The organism is Flavobacterium sp. 28YEA47A (assembly GCF_041262125.1).
GTDB lineage: Bacteria > Bacteroidota > Bacteroidia > Flavobacteriales > Flavobacteriaceae > Flavobacterium.
Map to the genome: position 1 here is coordinate 120,107 of NZ_JBGCCI010000004.1, position 17,980 is coordinate 138,086.

Below are 17,980 nucleotides of genomic sequence, written 5' to 3' on the forward strand. Positions count from 1 at the left end.
ATTATAAGTTTTCTTTAATAAAGTTTGTCATTTTTGTATATAGTTGCAATCTGGTTTTTCCACCATAAATTCCATGATTTTTATCCGGATAAATTGCCCAATCAAATTGCTTGTTAGCTTGAACCAATGCTTCAATCATCAGCATGGTATTTTGTACGTGAACGTTATCATCAGCAGTTCCGTGCACAAGCAGGTATTTTCCTTTTAGTTTGCCAACATGATTGATTGGAGAGTTTTCGTCATATCCAGATGCATTTTCTTGTGGAGTCTGCATGTATCTTTCCGTATATACTGAATCATAGAATCGCCAGTTGGTTACCGGAGCAACAGCTATAGCCATTTTAAAGACATCATTTCCTTTAAGAATACAGTTTGAAGACATGAAACCTCCATAGCTCCAGCCCCAGATTCCAATTCTGCTGCTGTCAACATAATTGTATTTTCCAATCACTTTTGCAGCATCAATCTGGTCTTCGACTTCATATTTACCTAATTCTTTGTAAGTAACTTTTTTGAAATCTGCACCTTTATAACCGGTTCCTCTTCCGTCAACACAAGCAACGATATAGCCTTGCTGTGAAAGCATCATATACCAAAAATCATTGGTGTTCAGCCAACTATTCTTAACCTCCTGTGAGCCTGGACCGGAATATTGGAACAATAAAACAGGATATTTTTTAGAAGCGTCGAAATCTTTCGGTTTAATCATCCAGGCATTCAGTTTGTGCCCTTTTTCTGTTGTCAGTTCAAAAAATTCTTTCGACGGCAAATCGTAAGCCTTTACCTTAGAAATCAGCGATTCGTTCTTTTTAATTGATTGTACTTCTTTACCAGTTTTGGCATCGTTTAGTGAATATTGTGCCGGAGTCGACACATTTGAAAAGGTATTGATATAGAACTGGAAGTTCGGGCTGAAAGTAGCCGAGTTGGTTCCGGTAGCAGAAGAAAGTCTTTTCTTCTCTTTCCCGTTTAGTTTTATAGAGTAAATATCTCTGTTGATTGAACCGTTTTCTACAGATTGGTAAAAAATAGTTCCTGATTTTTCATCAAGACCGTAATAGGCTGTAACTTCCCATGGTCCTTTAGTGATTTGATTTTTTAGCTTTCCGGCCTTATCATAGTGATAGATATGGTTGAATCCGTCTATTTCACTGGTCCAGATAAAACTATTATCTTTTAGGAAGGTAATATTATCTGTGATATCGACATAGGCTTTATCTTTTTCATTCAGTACTACCTTAGCAGTTCCTGTAGTTCCGTCAACAAAAAGCAAATCTAAATTGTTCTGATGTCTGTTGATTACCTGGGCACTCAGGACATTTGCTTCGTTTGTCCATTTGATTCTTGGAATATAGAAATCATGATAATTGCCCAAATTAATCTGTTTAGAAGAATTGGCATTCAAGTCATAAACATGTAATGAAGCTATTGCGTTTTTTTCTCCTGCTTTTGGATATTTAAAAACCTGCTGTGTTGGATAAAGTCCTTCATTGTATAAATCCATCGAGAATTCTGGCACTTCAGTCTCATCAAAACGGATAAAAGCTATTTTATCGCTTGCTGCATTCCAGTCGTAAGCCCTTACAAAAGAAAATTCTTCTTCATATACCCAATCCGTTATACCGTTGATAATGGCATTTTTCTTTCCATCGGTCGTAATCTGTTTGGTAGTTTTTGATTGCAGGTTGTAGACGTATAAGTTGTTGTCTTTGGCATAAGCAATCTGATTTCCATCAGGAGAAAAGGTAGGCTCCTGTATTTTGAAATCGAACAATTTGGTCAATTGTTTGGTTTGGATGTCATATAAATAATAATCGGCTACAAAAGAATGGCGGTAAATCTGCTCCGATTTGCAGGCAATCAACATTTTATTTTCTTTGGAGTTGAAAATATAACTGTCGATCATTGGAAGGTCTTTGTGATTTTTAGTGTCAATCAGCGTGGAAACCTTTTTCAGGGTAGCGTAGTCATAAAGATCAATCTGCATACTCCTGGACGGCCTATCAAAATTTAATACAGTATATTGGTTGGTATTTTTTAAGGATTGTAATTCGTCCATTCCTTCGGCCCTAAATGCACCTCCCCATATTTCTTCGAGAGTTATTTTTTGCTGGCCAAAAACCGACATACTTATCAATAAAAGCAGTACGGTAATCTTTCGTGAATTTATCATATTTTGCTAAGGTAAAAAAACTGTCAATTTTAGTGAAAAAATCGGAATAAACCTTGATTTTTTCTGTTAAATGCAATTTTTGTAATTTTGATTAATCTCTAAATTTCAAATGCTTCCGGTTTAAAACTTATAAAAAAATTTCCGGCTGCCTGTTTCTATTGTTATTTTACCGTTATGTTTGAACAAATCTCATCCCAAATGAAAAATTTTTTAGTGTACTTTTTGCTAATTTCCCTTACAATCAATGCACAAAACCTTAAGGATTGTTCTAAATGCTCGTCCGAAACAATCAAAGAAGGCAGTATTGCAAATCTGGACGTTTCTTCCCTAAGGCTTCTCAAAAATGAAATCTATGCGCGCAAAGGCTATACTTTTTCCAATGAAGAATATGCCAATCATTTTAAACAATTTTCATGGTATATGCCTTCCGGCAATAATAATGCTATCACATTTTCAGATAGTGAACAGAAAAACATAGCAATTTTGGCTAAAAAAATCAGTGAAATTTCACAGTCTAATCAAAACAACGAGCCAAACAGCAAATACAAAACACTGTCGGAAGAAAAAATAAAGGAAATTTTTACTGCTGTAAAGCGAAAAGAATTGGGTATTAATTTTTCTATTTGGAAAGTTTACGATTATCAGGACAAATCCGGAAAATATTATCTTGTCCTGACCGAAGACAAAATTAATCCGCCAAAAGAAGGCAATTTTAACAACGCTGTAAAAGCGCTTAATTTTAAGGTAGAAAATAACATCTGGACTAAAACATTTGAAACCAACGATTACAAACAAGAGCAGGAAGACAGTATTTGGTTCTGGACAAAGTATGTATATGTCGAAGATTTTGACCATGATGGGATAATCGAGCCTATGCTTTTTTATGGAACGAATGGTTATAATGGTTATGATGACGGAAGGATCAAAATCCTGACCTATTATAAAGGACAAAAAATAGCAATCCGTATCCAGAATGGAGTGTTAGACAACGAACGGAATTTTAGTGTTGATGCCGGTTTTTACAACCTACCAAAAACCATACAAGACAAGATTGTTGAGCAGATGAACAAGATGGTCGAAAATGGCCATTCAATACTGCCGTATGGCTGGCAGAAAAAAATGGCAAAAAAGATGACTTTTATTAAGGAGTAATTGACCTGTGGCAATTTCGTTTTTGCGGCTCTGCGTCTTTGCGAGCAACTATTTCACGCAAAGACGCAGAGCCGCAAACCAAACTTATTAGAAATATTTCGGTGCAAAGTTTCAAACACCTTGTATAAAATCATACTTTAAACCGTTAAAAAGAACTGTCTGAAACAGTATCTTTGCAGGACTATTTAAAGACATAACCGTTAGATAATGAACAAAACCATTTCGGGATTTTCAAAACTATCCAAAGAGGAAAAAATAAGCTGGATTGCCGGAGAATATTTTTCGAATCCGGAAGAAGCTACAGCTATTATACGGAATTACTGGAATTCTGATGCCAAACTTCAAAAATTGCATGATGATTTTATTGAAAATACGATCACCAACTTTTATTTGCCTCTGGGAATTGCGCCTAATTTTCTAATCAACGGAAAATCGTATACCGTTCCAATGGCAATTGAAGAAAGCTCAGTAGTTGCAGCAGCAGCAAAAGCAGCAAAATTCTGGTCAGAAAGAGGAGGATTTAAGGCTACCGTTATCAATACCGAAAAAATAGGTCAGGTTCATTTTCTTTACAAAGGTGATGGTGCAAAACTGGAACGGTTTTTTGATGAAACCAAAACCCGTTTTTTTGAAGAGACGGAAAGCATGACTAAAAATATGCAAAAACGCGGCGGCGGTATCTTAGATATTGTGCTCAAAGACAAAACCGACCTGCTTCCGAATTATTTTCAGCTCCATGCTACTTTTGAAACAAAAGATTCTATGGGTGCCAATTTTATAAATTCTTGTCTGGAACAGTTTGCCAAGACTTTAAAAAAAGAGGCCCAATCGTTTGAACTTTTTTCTGAAGAAGAAAAAAACATTCAGGTTGTGATGAGTATTTTGTCGAATTATGTTCCCAACTGCCTTGTCCGTGCCGAAGTTTCCTGCAAAGTAGAAGACTTAAAAGAAAAGAATAGCAATCCGATAGATTTTGCAGAAAAATTTGTCCAGGCTGTCCAGATAGCTGAAGTTGAGCCTTATCGTGCCGTTACCCATAACAAAGGAATCATGAACGGAATTGACGCTGTGGTTTTGGCTACCGGAAATGACTTCCGCGCTGTAGAAGCCGGAGTACATGCCTATGCCTCAAAATCGGGTCGTTATCAAAGCCTTTCTCATGCTAAAATCGAAAATGGTATTTTTCATTTCTGGCTGGAAGTTCCTCTTGCTTTAGGAACCGTGGGCGGATTGACTTCTTTGCATCCTCTGGTAAAACTCGCTTTGGAAATGCTTGAAAAACCTTCTGCACAAGAATTAATGCAGATTGTAGCCGTTGTTGGATTGGCCCAGAACTTTGCCGCATTGCGCTCGCTCACCACAACAGGAATACAGGAAGGACATATGAAAATGCACCTTGGCAACATCATCAACCAATTAGAAGCTACAGATGAAGAAAGAATTAAGATTGTGAATCATTTTGAGCACCATCCTGTTTCTCATGCAGCTGTCGTGGAATATGTAAATGATTTGAGAAAAGTTAAATCCTAAATACTCTTGAAAAAGACATTTTATAGTAACGGAAAACTTCTTATTACTGCTGAATATGTTGTATTGGATGGCGCTAAGGCTTTAGCGCTACCAACAAAATTTGGCCAGAATCTTACTATCGAAAAAAGCAAAAACAATCAGATGGATTGGAAAAGCTTTGATAAGGACGGAAGCATCTGGTTTGAAGACAGCATCACTTTTGAAAGCATTATCAATAAAGAATCATTTGGTTCTGATAAGATAAAGACAACATTAGTTGAAATCCTGCACGAGGCTTATATTTTGAATCCAGAATTTATTGATGCCTCTGAAGGCTATACGATTTCAACCGAACTTACCTTTCCTAAACTTTGGGGACTTGGTACCTCTTCGACTTTGATTAACAATATTGCCCAATGGCTCGACATAGACGCTTTTGAATTACTTCGCAGAAGTTTTGGAGGAAGTGGTTATGATATTGCCTGTGCCCAAAAAGACACTCCTATTTTGTATTGGCTGCAAGATGGTAAACCAAGGATTGAAAAAACCGTTTTTAATCCACCTTTTGCTTCTAACATGTATTTCGTTTACCTAAACAAGAAACAAAGCAGTAAAGCAGCAATTGCTTCTTACTATAACAAGCAGAATAACATTGCTGAAGCATCCAAAAAAATAGATCAGATTACCGAATCTCTTCTTAAAGCCGAAGACCTAAAAACCTTTGCCTATCTGATTGAAAAGCATGAAATGATTATGAGCGATGTTCTGGAAATGCAAACCATACAGGAAACCTATTTCAGCGACTTTAAAGGCGTAGTAAAAAGCCTTGGTGCTTGGGGAGGTGATTTTGTATTGGCACTGTCTAAAAACGATCCATCAGATTACTTTAAAGAGAAAGGATTCCCAACCATTCTTACTTACGAAGAAATGATTCTAAAATAAAAAATCCCGACTAAAAGTCGGGATTTTTTATTCTTCTAAATCAATTACTAGAATCCGAAATCTAATCGGTTGTCTTTGATTTTAGCTTTATCTTTTAGTGCAGGAATGATTCTTCCTATTGAAGCTCCACTCATTGCTTTAAGTCTTGCAGTGTAAGCATCGTAGTTTTTAATTGCCGGTGCTTTAGCTACGCTCTTTGTTTTCAATTTAAAAACTCCAGCTCTTCCTTCAATCAGTTCAGAAACTTTGTTTGGCGCAGTTGCAAAAGCAGTACCAACAACTTTTGGTTCAAATCCAAAACCTAATAGGTTTGGACTTTGCAACGTCAAATCAGTAGCAGTAGCAACAGAAACGTTAGCTGCCTTAGCTGCTTCTTCCAAAGTAGCTCCTTTCATGATTTGTTTTATCTTTTCAGTCTTTTTCTGATTTTTCAAGATTGGCTCAACAATTGCTTTTGCATCAGAAATAGGCATTAATCCTTCTTCATTGATTTTTTTAAGTTTTACGATCAGGTTTCCGTTTGGAACGTTGAAACGCTTCACATCACCTTCAGAAGTTTTCTTATCATAAGCCCATCTTACTGCTTGTCTTTGGTTTGTGAAACCTCCAAAGTTTTCGTCAAGAGCTTTTACGTTAGCTGATGCTGCTGTCAATCCAAGAGGTTTAACTACTACAGCAAAATCTTTGTCTTTAGCTTCCATTTCAATCTTGGTTGCTTTTTTGAAGATATCATCGCTAGTTGCTTCAGATGGCTCAATTCTTTGTGCAATAGTTGCTAAACGGATAGCATCACGCTTATCTAGTACTTTAACAATGTGGAAACCGAACTCAGTTTCAACAAGACCAACTTTTCCAATCGGGCTATTGAAAACAAAATCATTGAATGGCTTCACCATCTGTCCCGGAGTGATATTATCATATTCTCCTCTGTTTTGAACAGAACCCTGGTCATCAGAATTTGTTGCAACTAATGATTCTAAAATAGCCGGATTTGCTTGGATTTGCTTGAATAAGTCATCCGCTTTAGCTTTAGCTTCTTCTTTTGTTCTTGTTATAGCCGGGTTAGGAATTTTACTTCCTGCATAGCTAATCAGGATGTGACTTGCTTTAGCACTAGCTCCAGCCTTTTTCCCTAACGACTTGCTTATAGCATAGTGTCCGTTATAAATGTATGGACCAAAAACTTCTCCTGTTGGCAAGTTATACAACTGTTCTGCAAATTCTACAGGCAGGTTATTTTTAGTTACGTAAGTCGAATCGTATTTAACGTCTGAATTAGCATCAACAAATTCCTGGTTGTTTGTTATCTCTCTGAAACCTTTAACAGTATCATTTTTACCTGTAGTTTCATTGAAAACAACTCTAGGAGAAAGTAAAGCAGTGATGTTTTTCTTCACTTCTTCTTCGTCTTCTTTAGAAGGCTTGTCTTCAATTACAACAAATTGCAATTCACGACTTTCATCCGCTTTGAATTTTTTCTCGTTCTTTCTCATGTATGCCACGATTTCATCGTTAGAAACCGTAACATCACTATCTTTTATGTTAGAGAATGGAAAAGCAACATAATCAAAAGTTACTTTATCAGACTCCATTTCATATTGTAGTTTTCCTTCCGCCTCAGTAGTTCCCAAACCAGCTTTTATCATAGTACTGTAGATTTGATATCTGGCAGTAAGAGCCGCTTGAGTTTCTCTTTGTTGTAATTGAGGTGCTAATTCAGGATTAGCCTGGAAAAATTCTTTGAATTTTTGATAATCAAACTGGCCAGCTCCATTTTGGAATTGAGGATTTTGACCAATATCTTGGCTTTGTTTTAGGATATCCAAAATTTGGCTCTCACCTACTCTGATTCCTAATTTCTCAAACTGTTCTGTCAGCAAAGCTATAGAAACTTCCTGCTCCCAAACTTGATTTGCTGCCTGAGACGAGGAGATTCCTTGACCGCCTTTTTCAACTGCATCGACTTTACTTCTAAAATCTTCAAATGAAATGTCTTCTCCGTTGATACTTCCAACGTATTTTGATGTTTGCTTGAAACCACCACTGTTGATAAGGTCACCAACAACAAATGCTAATAAACAAAAACCAATAACAAATATAAGAAGTAATGATCGTTGTCTAATTTTTGATAAAACTGCCATTTTTTATTGTTAATTTTTAAATTCAGAGGGCGAAAATACAATTATCTATTTAATAATAAAAGGAGTAAACCCATATTTTCTGATAAAGATGAAGTTTTTTTTGAATGACTTGTAAAAGATCCTCAAAAAGTCAAGAAAATAAGGAAACTGCTACTATTTGTTTTTATTTGGGTTTTCATATTTCTTTGCAAATCTTCTACGGAAGAAAAACATAAAAAGCGCAATTCCTGCAAAGAAAAAACTTAGCCACGGATTTCTTTCAGCTGCATTAAGCTGCACAAAACCATCAACTGTAAAAAGAATTGCTGCAATAAGGTAGAAATACTGAATGTATTTTAAGTAGACCATTATAATTAATTTGAAATTTAAAAATCGTTTGCTTGCCCTTCTCCGAAGAATACCTGACCGTTGATGTCTTTGAAATCACGGCTGGCATCAAATCCTTTTGTATAAAACTCATTGCCTGGGCCTAACGTAAGTTTACATTTTTTCTCTGTAAAGAACCATTCTCTTTTCTGGTCATAATATAGCTGGGTAGTTTCGAGAATCTTGCCATCTTCAGATGTAATCTTCACGTTTCCTTGCAAGTCAATGATATCGGTTCCTTTATAGGTTATGGCATAATCTGAAGAAACATAGCTCTTTTTCCCGTTAGTGTCGTACAACGTCACATCAACTCCTTTCGGGAATTCAGTATACGGAAAGGATACATTTGAAAAATCCAGCATTTTTGGACTGACCAATATGGCTTTTATTTTTCCGGAATCTGTATATTTCAAATTTATGGTATCTGCCTCACCAACAGGAGCAAAAGTAGAAACATTGATTTTCTGCACATCCTTGAAATTACTTTCACAGGAAAACAAAAAACCAGCCAGAATAATGAAAACGGCAGGGAATAGTATCTTGCTCGTAGAAATCATATTATAATTTTGGAATGCTTACCGAGTCGCCAATCCAGCATTTAAAAGAAATTTGCTCTCCCGCCTTTCTTTTGGCCAGGGAAATTTCCTGTTTGGATGGTGCTTTTTTTGTATAATCAGCCACAAGCTCGTCGGCTGTTTTTTTCATAGTTGGATCAACAGCTCCCGCTTTTTTAGCCGTTTCTGCCGCAAGCCAATAGAGTGCCTTATTTTCAAAAGCATTGTCGGCTGCGCAATCTCTTGTGCTGTTGATATAAAGTCGGGCAATAAAAATGTAGGACTTTCCAAAATCAGGCTTTACTTCCAATGCTTTTTTAGCAAATTCTCTCGCTTTTTCTTTTTCAGGATAGCCATAAGTTGTCGCTAGTATATAGTACAGCTCTGCTTTTTTGTTTACATCGGTCTGCAATTCTGCCGATTTAGTAAAATATTCAATTATCTGCGGTTTGTTTTTTGCATCTCTAGCAATCATCCCCATTGTGTAGGCTGATTTTGCTGTTGGGCTCAGCGTATATAATTTTTCAGAAACTTTGATAAAGAAATCCGATTTGCACTTTTTAGCATCTAAACGATCGGAAGCTCTTTCAAGCCATAATGCATTTTCAGAATTTTTATCAAAATTTTTCTGGTAGAATGAAAGCAATATTTCGCAATTTGCAAGTTTGTCTATTCTCGCATTTACATTTTCTGCAACAATCGTCAATTCACTAACACTTAATTTTGACTGCTGTAAGCTATTTTGCTCTGAAGCCGTCAATTTTTCTGTTTGCGACTTTAACGTCAGATTGTCTTTAACCTGACTTGATTTTTTAAATTCCGATTGTACTTTTTCAGCAATCTGATCCAGTTTGGTTAAAAGCTGATCTAAAGTAAGCTCTATTTCTTTTTTTTCGTATTGAGACACAAGCAATTCCGAATAAAGATTCAGAACTTCAGAATTTGTAAATTCAGAGTTGTCTAACTGAAAAGCCTTGTCCAGAAAGGTATAAATTTCACGAGAGTCGCCAGCTTTGTTACCATAAAGCAGAAGTGCTTTATTAATCCTGTTGCCGCGTTTATTATTTGGGAAAACTTTATCGTGCTCATCATACAGATTCAAAAGCTCTGTAATCAGCGGGCTTTTTTCTTCTGCGGTATTGGCTTGATCAACTTTCTGATTAAGTATTTTTTCGCCTAACAAGTAAATTGTTTCACTTTCTGTTGGGCATTGTTGTTTTAATTCTTTCCAGCGTTTGTAAATTGTCTGGTCATAGCTATTTTCGCGAATGAATTCTTCAAATGCGACTAGCTTGTTCTTACAGTCTGAATTTTGAGCTTTTGCAGCAAAATTAAAACTCAGAATAGCAAAAATAAATGCTCCGGACCTAATACTACGCAAGATTTTTTTATTCATACTTTCTCTTTATAAACCATCTATCATTCAAAGATAAGCTTAAAAATATATTGGCGTATGTTTCTTTAACAAGACCCAAATGGGTTGTTCCTCTTCTTCCATATTCAAAGCCAATATTCAAGTTTGAGATCGTTCCGCCTACTGGCAATCCCAATCCTAATGTCATTCCATAATCCTTGATTGGAGTATCACTTACAACCAGCCCGGTATTTTCATATTTAAGCCCGGCTCTGTAGGTAACTCTTTTCCAATAGCTCGTAAAAGAATCAAAATTTGGAACAAAATAACCTCCAACACTGTATTTTGTAGCATTTTCATAGCTAACATTTGTTATATCGTTGTATCTGTTTCCAAATTTGCTGCTTTCCTGAAATGTTACTTCTGCTCCAACAAACCATTGTGTTTTTTTTCCAAAACCTGCTCCAAATGCAAGTTTGCTTGGTAACTTCAAATTAGAATCCGCCACCTCAATTTCTTTTTCCTCAACTACAATTTCAGATTGACTGGTACCTACCAGCGTAGCAATCTTTCTCTCATTTTCTGATTTCAGATTGGCTTGCGGACTATAAGTTACACTTGAAACGAAATCATATTTTTTAATTTTTGTGGCATACACCAATCCGGTATTAAAAGAAACACCGCTCAAATCAGACACATTCATTTCTCGTGTACCATATTGTACATTCTGTGAAAGAAGGCTCTTGGTTTCGATACTTCCAAAATTATAATTGAAATCAGCGCCCAAACTCAATTTGGATGTTATTTTATATCCTGCTCCCAAAAAGACTCTGTTCATCCCTCCTTTTCCGCTATAAGATCTGCTAGGTTGTCCTTCAACATCAGAGATTGAATTTATTTTATATCCAACAGATGTATAAGGCATCAAACCAAATCCAACTCCTAATTTTCCTGCCGGAAAAGCAACTGCCAAATAATCAATCGTACTTCTTTGCGCTTTTGCCGTAGCTTCATTTGTTTTTAGATTGCTTACACTAAAACTACCTCCAGCGGTAAAGCTCGTCAGTTTTAATGAAGCAAATGTTGCCGGATTCTGCAAATTTATGTGGATACTATCAGGCAGGATTCCTAAGCCACCCATCGACCTGTTTTCGGTTGTACCCTTAAATCTTGCATCTCCAATTCCATAAAACGAATATGGCGATGCCGATCCTTCTTGTGCTACAGACGCTAATGAAAAAAGCAAACCTAAGCTTACTATAATTTTTTTAATCATTTTTGATTTTGTATTGAAATAAATGGCTCAAGCTCTCCAAAAGGAAATTTGAATTGGCAAATATGGTATTTTTTAATCGTTTAGCCAAAAAATCTGCGTCACCGCCCGTTAAAATTATCGTAAATTTTGAATAATGCTGTTTATAGTCATTTATAAAACCATCTATTTCATTAACGGCTCCATTTACAACTCCGGAATGTATCGATTGACTGGTCGAATTTCCGATGATGTTTTTTGGACTATCCAACTCTAATAACGGAAGCCTGGCCGTAAAATTATGCAATGCTTCATAGCGTAGACGCAAGCCCGGAGAAATTGCGCCACCCAGATAGTTGTCATTTTCATCAACAAAATCATAAGTGATACAAGTTCCCGCATCAATAACCAGCCTATTTTGCCCGGGAAATTGCAGCACTGCTCCGGCAGCGAGTACCATCCTGTCCATACCAAGCGTTTTTGGTGTTTCGTATAAATTAATAAACGGGAAAGAATCTTCATGGGATATAAAATGAACTTTCAGCCTTTCTCCAAAGCCCAAAAAATCTTTTTTATCCAGACTTCCTACCGAAGCAACGGTCAAAAAGGCCACGCTTTGAAATTTTTTTAAAATATTTTCAATATTTTTTTTAAAATCTTTTTTGAGAAAAATAAATTGCTCCAAAATAGTATCATTCTCAAAGACAGCACCTTTAATACGAGTATTGCCAACATCAATTGCTAAAAGCATATCCTTTTGTTTGTTTTTGCGAAGTTACGAATTGATTTTTTTTAAAATTTGTTTTGGATAAATTAAAAATCGTTCTATATTTGCACCCGCATTAGCAACGGTACCTTAGCTCAGTTGGTAGAGCAATGGACTGAAAATCCATGTGTCCCTGGTTCGATTCCTGGAGGTACCACAGAAAGCCTAAACATCAATTTGTTTAGGCTTTTTTTATTGCTATAACTCTCTGTATTTTCTATTCCATCCTCTTTTATTAACCTTGCCTATTTCCCAATAAAAAGTTAATTCATATTTATTAGTTAGGATTCCTTACTAATTTTGTTCTCGCAATAATGCATTAATTTTAAATAGTTTAAAAATGAAAAAATCAGTTTTTTACCATGCAGGTTGTCCAGTTTGTGTGACAGCAGAACAAGAAATCCTATCGTTAATGGACAATTCAAATTTAGAGATTGTCAATTTAGGTGAAGCAAAAGACCGACTGGCTGAAGCAGAAAAAGCAGGCTTAAAATCAGTTCCAGCATTGGTAACACCAACAGGAAACATACTGCATATTAATTTTGGTGCGGCTTTATCTGACCTAAAATAACCTGAAATCGTATGAAAGTAGCAGTTTGGGATACTTATGTAACCAAAAAAGATGGAAGTATCATGCATTTTGACATTCTTGCTCCTGATGAAATTTCTGATTTAGAAACGATTTATGCTTTTGGAAAAGACTACCTAAAATCCAAAAAGGAAGAGAACTCACCTCTGACAGCCAAAGAATGTAATTTTTGCCATATAGAAAATGTAACAGAAGAAATCGCAGCCGGCGTAGAACAAAAAGGATATTTCATAATCGAAATAGAAGGATGTTAAACAATTTCACAATTGAATCAAAAAGTTTCACATTCAATATTCTGGATGTGAAACTTTAATCTTTTATTGCCTAATCAAGTTTATATGCTCTACCTTATCAAAAATAATTAATTTTGGCAGAGGCGAATATTGCAAACTATTTTGAACATACAATATGTCAATTTTTAATCTTAACACACAAAATGAAAATCTTGACAACAAAATAGTTGCAGGCATGGAAAGACTATCGCAGGTTTTTAAGGTACTCTTATGGGAAAAAGCCAAGGAACATTCGTTAAGTCCTATCCAAATCCAGCTGCTTATCTTTATCCACAACCATACACAGGAAAAATCAACAGTAAGTTATCTGGCGAAAGAGTTTAACGTCACCAAACCGACCATAAGCGATGCCGTTAAGATTCTGGAAGCCAAAAAAATGATTGAAAAATCAACTGATCTGAATGATTCCAGAAGCTATACGATCCTGCTTACCGAAATTGGGAAGAAAATAGTAGCCGAAACAGAAGATTTTCCAAATCCTGTTACTAAAATCATTTCTCAGGCCAGTGATGATGATAAGGAAATTATCTGGAAAAACATTTCCGATCTTATTATCGGGCTGAATCGACTGAATGTTATAGATGTTCAGAGGACTTGCTATAACTGCAAATATTATTCCCAAGTAGGCTCTGAACACTTTTGCGACTTGCTCGTAATGAAATTAGAAAATAGGGACATCCGTATTGATTGTCCTGAATTTCATGATAAGTCTATGGCTTATTAGCGTGAAAAGCCATCTTTTAAATACTGTAAAATTTTATGTGTCCCAGGTTCGATTTCTGGAGGTACCACTTACAAGTTGACACAACAAGACCACTGTTGGCTCAGTCTATTTTCTAATTAATTTGTTGTCTTTATAGAAATATTTTCTGTTTTTCATTTTCACATAGTTTTCCTTAAATTCTATTTTAAAATTTTCGAAATTCTGAAAAAACATTAATTGTTGTGCTAAACTTGTATTATGAAAATTTATCAACTTTAAAAGTTGTAATTTATCAAAATCAAATAGTATATATCCATTTGTTGTGCTAGCCTGACTTTGATTACAATCAAGGCAACCTATATACTGGTATGAAAATTTTATTATTAATTCTTCACTTTTAGATTTATCGAGTTTAACTCTTTTTATTTCTTTAATTGCCGGTGCAGACATTCTTAAAAAGCCAAATTTATCCTTCTCCCTATCAAAATATAAAGTATCATTGGGATTTTTATTTGCTGGAAATAGCTCATACACTTTAAATTCATCATTATTTTTTATTGCTATTGAAATTGTTCCAATTCTGTTATTAAAATCTCGAATCAAATAGGTTTCGGGTTTATTTAAATCCTGAATTAAATAGGCTATCGGTTTGTTTATAGTATCAAATTCTTTAGAATTTATTTCTCTTATTTTGTAATTATCTATTTCATTTGCTTTCATTAGTTTCATTGATTTTTCAACACTTTGAAATTCTAATTCCTGTTCATTAGAAATGTCTGTAAGGTTTCCAACAAAACCTTGACTATACATAAGGTTGGCTATTAAAATAAATAATACTCCAAAGTGATTTTTTTTCATGATACCCTTTTTAGTTAAATTACTGCTGATTTGTATGTGACTGATTTATACTTTTGACCTATACTAGTAAATATAAATCAACTGATTTACTCTTTTTAAGATAGAACTAAAACCTTGCCAACAAGTTGCTGACTTGGTATTACAACCACATTATAGGCAACAACTTTATCCTTTCTACATTTATTTTGCTTTTTTACTGCAACCATTTCATTTTTTTTACTCTTATCATAAAATTAAAGTATATTAACTCCAATTTATTTTTACTTATGAAAAAGATTTTACTTATTCTGACTCTATGTACTGGCTTGTTACAAATTTCCTGTAGTGAGGATTCGGTTACAGATTCAAATTCAACTAATGTACCGACTAACAACTCTGTAGATGTTTATGTCGCAGGCCAGAAAGACAACCAGGCTTGTTATTGGAAAAACAACCAGCCTGTAGTATTAGAGTCTGGAGGAATAACAGCTCCTACTGCTAACAAAATTACAGTAGTAAATAATGATGTATATGTTCTTGGGATGGGCGCCGGTACAACTACTTTAGAAGTTTTCCCAATGTTTTGGAAAAATGGTGTATTGACTAATTTAAAAACAAGTCTCAGCACAGCAGACGAGGAAGTCATGACTATTACCGATTTTGAAGTAGTTGGCAGCGATGTTTATTTTGTTGGTTACACCAAGAGAAGGATTATCACTTTTGAGGATTACAGTCTCGCTTATTGGAAAAATGGCGTCAAGACGGTAGTTCGTGATTATGGTGCTTACGTTCAGAACTATCCTAAAATAAAAGCAGTAAACAATACTGTTTATATAGCTGCTTCCAGTACTGGCGCCTTAACCTTAAATGGTTATTTTACAAATAATGTTTTTACCGAGATTCCATTCACTACAGTAGCTGGCCTAGCTAAAAACAATAACGAAGTATATGCCTACGGAACAGCAAACGGTGGTGGCTATTATAAAAATATAGCTACTGGTTCAGAAACTTCTTTTTCAACCGTAGCAGCAATTTCATCAATGTATTTTGACAGTAACAACCTGTATCTTACAGACGGAGCCAGCATTTATAAAAATGGCGTGTTGCATGATGCAGGACAATCACAATTTGGCGGAATTATGGATTTTAAAATTCTAAATAACAATACCTACAAAGCCACTCAGGAAGGAGTTACCAGCTATATTAGCTACCTGACTATAAACGGAGTTGAGACAGCACAAATACCAGATTCTGAAGGCACATTCTTATCGCTTTTTGTAGTCCAAAACTAAATTATGAATAGCATCAACTGGAATGATATTTATACAAAGACATCCCCAAAACTCTTGGGGATTTGTCGCAGATATATAAAAGATGTTGCTACAGCCGAGGATATCGTTCAGGATTCTTTTATTGTGGCTATCCAAAAAGAAGACACTTTAAAAGATAAAAGTGCTTTGCATGGCTGGTTGAGCAGAATTGTTATAAACATGGCCATTCATCATTTAAAAGAGGTAAAAAAAATAAACTTTTCAACGCATCAGGATTATGAAATTGTTGATTCAAATACCGTTATGAGTACTATCGAAATAGATGCTAAAAGCATACTTCTGTCTGCCGATTTAGAAAGAGACGATATATTAGAAGCCATAGACCGCTTGCCAGAGCATCATAAGTCCGTTTTTAATATGTATGTTATTGATCAGTTTTCACATAGCGAAATCAGCAAGATACTTCATATATCGGCAGGCACTTCAAAATCGCATTTATCAAGAGCCCGAAAGGCAATTCAGCTTTTTCTATTGGACAGAATAAAAGAAAAACCGGTTGATGAGAAAAAGAAACGCCGTATTGCGCTCTTGATTTTTTTAGGTTTTGGAAATCAAATGTTTGCTAATTTTTACAAAAAACAGTTTCAAGATTTTGAAATAGAACCATTGAAAACCTTTGAATCTGCTTCAGATAAAGCAACCATTCCAAGCCAATTTATTGGACTGACTAAAATAAATTCTGCGCCTAAATTTATAACTATGGGCATTTGTTTCTTAGGTGTACTAGGAATTGCTTTTTATGCCTACAACTTTGATGTAAAAGATATTCCGCAAAAAAGTCATCCTAAATTGGATTCCGAATCGGCTGACAATACTCCTGAAAACCAATTGGTTGTAAACACGGAAGATGCAGCAAAAAATGAAGATTATACAAGTGAATCAAAGGACATCAATAAACCCTCTTTTACACAAGAAAAAACAGCGCTTTCAAAGAACAGTTCTCAAAATATTACAGAAGTAGCAGCTACTATTTCACAGAAAGATTCTGTGAAGAACGAGCCTCAGAAAGTGGTGATCATCAAAAGGCAAATCGTAAAAAAAGACACTATTTATGTTTCAGAATAAAATCTTAATCCTTTTTTTGGTCTTTTCTACTTTTGCTTTTTCGCAAGAAAAAAAGGTAGATACTATTTATGTCTATGAAGAAGTTATCGTGTATGATACTATTTTTATTGAAAAGCCTCTGATTAAAATAGACAAGGCTATCTTTACTTCAGAAAATGATAAAAAAGACAAATTAGAGCTGTCACAAAATGGAAAAAAGTTCCAAATTGCTGTGGATACACTTGTTCTTATTACCAATAAAAAAAGGATTGAAAAAGACAAAAAACAAAGTTGGTTTTTTGGCGGAAAATTGCATCTTGGTTTGGTGAGCAATAGCCTGTTTAAAAAGGTCGATGCTCCCAATCCTATCGGATTAGGTTTGGGAATTTGGACTCGAAAGGAATTATTCAATTCTAATTTTTCTGTAGGAATCGGGATAGATGCCTTTTATTGGACAAGTCCGTTTTCGTTTAACGCCTCCAAAAAAGACAGTGAACTCAATGGTTATTATTTTACACAAAACAATGAACCCAAATTATTCCAATCTATTGAAAGCAAGCATTTTCAGCTGCAAATACCAATTCAATTTTATTATAGAATAAATAAGTTTATGCCTTCCATTGGCGGGTTTGTTAGCACAAGCAGCTATAAGTCGCAATTTTTAGGCTCATCCGGAAGACTGCCACGATCCTTAGATGAAACGCAAACATTTAGAGCCGAGGCTTTCCAAATAGGATATTTGGCCGAAGTGCAGTATGCTATTTCAAAACAGTTATCTGTTGCCGTTCATTTTAGTTCCGGAAAAGCAAATAATCTGCTTTTTACCAATAAGCAAGATAAGGATCAGTCTTTTAAAACGAAGAATGAGTTTTCTGAAAAGAAGTTTATGGTACAATTAGTGTATAGCCTATAGTGGATAGTTTTTAGTGGATAGTGGATAGTTGGGAGTCGTTTAGACAAATCATAATTTTCTT

17 protein-coding genes and 1 tRNA gene are annotated in these 17,980 nt (G+C 35.2%); 10 read left to right on the forward strand and 8 right to left on the reverse strand.

Going from position 1 to position 17,980, the window contains the following annotated elements; genetic code table 11:
- Position 1 precedes the first annotated feature (1 nt).
- On the reverse strand, positions 2–2,173 hold the full coding sequence (locus ABH942_RS06890; RefSeq protein WP_370030469.1) for a S9 family peptidase: 2,172 nt from the start codon (positions 2,171–2,173) through the stop codon (positions 2–4).
- 198 nt (positions 2,174–2,371) lie between these two features.
- Here ABH942_RS06890 and ABH942_RS06895 point away from each other — a divergent pair, with 198 nt between their 5' ends.
- The 3 genes from ABH942_RS06895 to ABH942_RS06905 all read left to right on the forward strand — a co-directional run bounded on the left by ABH942_RS06895 (position 2,372) and on the right by ABH942_RS06905 (position 5,776).
- Entirely contained in the window at positions 2,372–3,325 is a 954-nt protein-coding gene (locus tag ABH942_RS06895; protein ID WP_370030471.1) for a YARHG domain-containing protein, read from the forward strand.
- Between the two features lie 207 nt (positions 3,326–3,532).
- A complete protein-coding gene (locus ABH942_RS06900; protein ID WP_370030473.1) occupies positions 3,533–4,855 on the forward strand; it encodes a hydroxymethylglutaryl-CoA reductase, degradative in 1,323 nt (440 codons plus the stop codon).
- Between the two features lie 6 nt (positions 4,856–4,861).
- Positions 4,862–5,776 carry a GYDIA family GHMP kinase gene (locus tag ABH942_RS06905; protein ID WP_370030475.1) on the forward strand — a complete coding sequence of 305 codons (915 nt, stop codon included), beginning with the start codon at positions 4,862–4,864 and terminating at the stop codon, positions 5,774–5,776.
- Positions 5,777–5,823: 47 nt separating this feature from the next.
- Here ABH942_RS06905 and ABH942_RS06910 read toward each other — a convergent pair whose 3' ends face one another.
- The 6 genes from ABH942_RS06910 to ABH942_RS06935 form a co-directional block, all read right to left on the reverse strand.
- Positions 5,824–7,917, reverse strand: a complete 2,094-nt coding sequence (locus tag ABH942_RS06910) for a peptidylprolyl isomerase (RefSeq protein WP_370030476.1) — start codon at positions 7,915–7,917, stop codon at positions 5,824–5,826.
- Positions 7,918–8,070: 153 nt separating this feature from the next.
- Entirely contained in the window at positions 8,071–8,265 is a 195-nt protein-coding gene (locus ABH942_RS06915) for a hypothetical protein (RefSeq protein ID WP_370030479.1), read from the reverse strand.
- A 17-nt stretch (positions 8,266–8,282) separates the two neighbouring features.
- Positions 8,283–8,840, reverse strand: a complete 558-nt coding sequence (gene lptC, locus ABH942_RS06920) for an LPS export ABC transporter periplasmic protein LptC (RefSeq protein WP_370030481.1) — start codon at positions 8,838–8,840, stop codon at positions 8,283–8,285.
- A 1-nt stretch (position 8,841) separates the two neighbouring features.
- Entirely contained in the window at positions 8,842–10,233 is a 1,392-nt protein-coding gene (locus tag ABH942_RS06925; protein ID WP_370030484.1) for a hypothetical protein, read from the reverse strand.
- Positions 10,226–11,467 (reverse strand): hypothetical protein, encoded by a 1,242-nt coding sequence (locus ABH942_RS06930; protein WP_370030486.1) that lies wholly within the window; start codon positions 11,465–11,467, stop codon positions 10,226–10,228. Before ABH942_RS06930 ends, ABH942_RS06925 begins: the two co-directional genes overlap by 8 nt.
- Complete coding sequence (locus tag ABH942_RS06935) at positions 11,460–12,194, reverse strand: type III pantothenate kinase (protein WP_370030488.1); 735 nt, start codon at positions 12,192–12,194, stop codon at positions 11,460–11,462. Before ABH942_RS06935 ends, ABH942_RS06930 begins: the two co-directional genes overlap by 8 nt.
- Before the next feature lie 99 nt (positions 12,195–12,293).
- Between ABH942_RS06935 and ABH942_RS06940 the strand changes: the two genes are divergently transcribed.
- The 4 genes from ABH942_RS06940 (at position 12,294) to ABH942_RS06955 (ending at position 13,815) form a co-directional block, all read left to right on the forward strand.
- A tRNA-Phe gene (locus tag ABH942_RS06940) sits at positions 12,294–12,366 on the forward strand.
- 183 nt (positions 12,367–12,549) lie between these two features.
- Complete coding sequence (locus ABH942_RS06945) at positions 12,550–12,780, forward strand: thioredoxin family protein (RefSeq protein ID WP_370030490.1); 231 nt, start codon at positions 12,550–12,552, stop codon at positions 12,778–12,780.
- A gap of 11 nt (positions 12,781–12,791) precedes the next feature.
- Positions 12,792–13,052 (forward strand): DUF2024 family protein, encoded by a 261-nt coding sequence (locus ABH942_RS06950; RefSeq protein ID WP_370030492.1) that lies wholly within the window; start codon positions 12,792–12,794, stop codon positions 13,050–13,052.
- 214 nt (positions 13,053–13,266) lie between these two features.
- Positions 13,267–13,815 (forward strand): MarR family winged helix-turn-helix transcriptional regulator, encoded by a 549-nt coding sequence (locus ABH942_RS06955; protein ID WP_370030494.1) that lies wholly within the window; start codon positions 13,267–13,269, stop codon positions 13,813–13,815.
- A gap of 105 nt (positions 13,816–13,920) precedes the next feature.
- Here the strand turns inward: ABH942_RS06955 and ABH942_RS06960 are convergent, their stop codons facing one another.
- Entirely contained in the window at positions 13,921–14,652 is a 732-nt protein-coding gene (locus ABH942_RS06960; protein ID WP_370030496.1) for a hypothetical protein, read from the reverse strand.
- A 266-nt stretch (positions 14,653–14,918) separates the two neighbouring features.
- Between ABH942_RS06960 and ABH942_RS06965 the strand changes: the two genes are divergently transcribed.
- The 3 genes from ABH942_RS06965 to ABH942_RS06975 are packed head-to-tail and all read left to right on the forward strand — an operon-like array spanning position 14,919 to position 17,919.
- A complete protein-coding gene (locus ABH942_RS06965) occupies positions 14,919–15,923 on the forward strand; it encodes a hypothetical protein (protein ID WP_370030498.1) in 1,005 nt (334 codons plus the stop codon).
- A 3-nt stretch (positions 15,924–15,926) separates the two neighbouring features.
- The gene (locus tag ABH942_RS06970) at positions 15,927–17,027 is read left to right on the forward strand and encodes an RNA polymerase sigma factor (protein WP_370030500.1); all 1,101 of its coding nucleotides are present in this window, start codon (positions 15,927–15,929) and stop codon (positions 17,025–17,027) included.
- A complete protein-coding gene (locus ABH942_RS06975; protein WP_370030502.1) occupies positions 17,014–17,919 on the forward strand; it encodes a hypothetical protein in 906 nt (301 codons plus the stop codon). Before ABH942_RS06970 ends, ABH942_RS06975 begins: the two co-directional genes overlap by 14 nt.
- Positions 17,920–17,980: the final 61 nt, after the last annotated feature.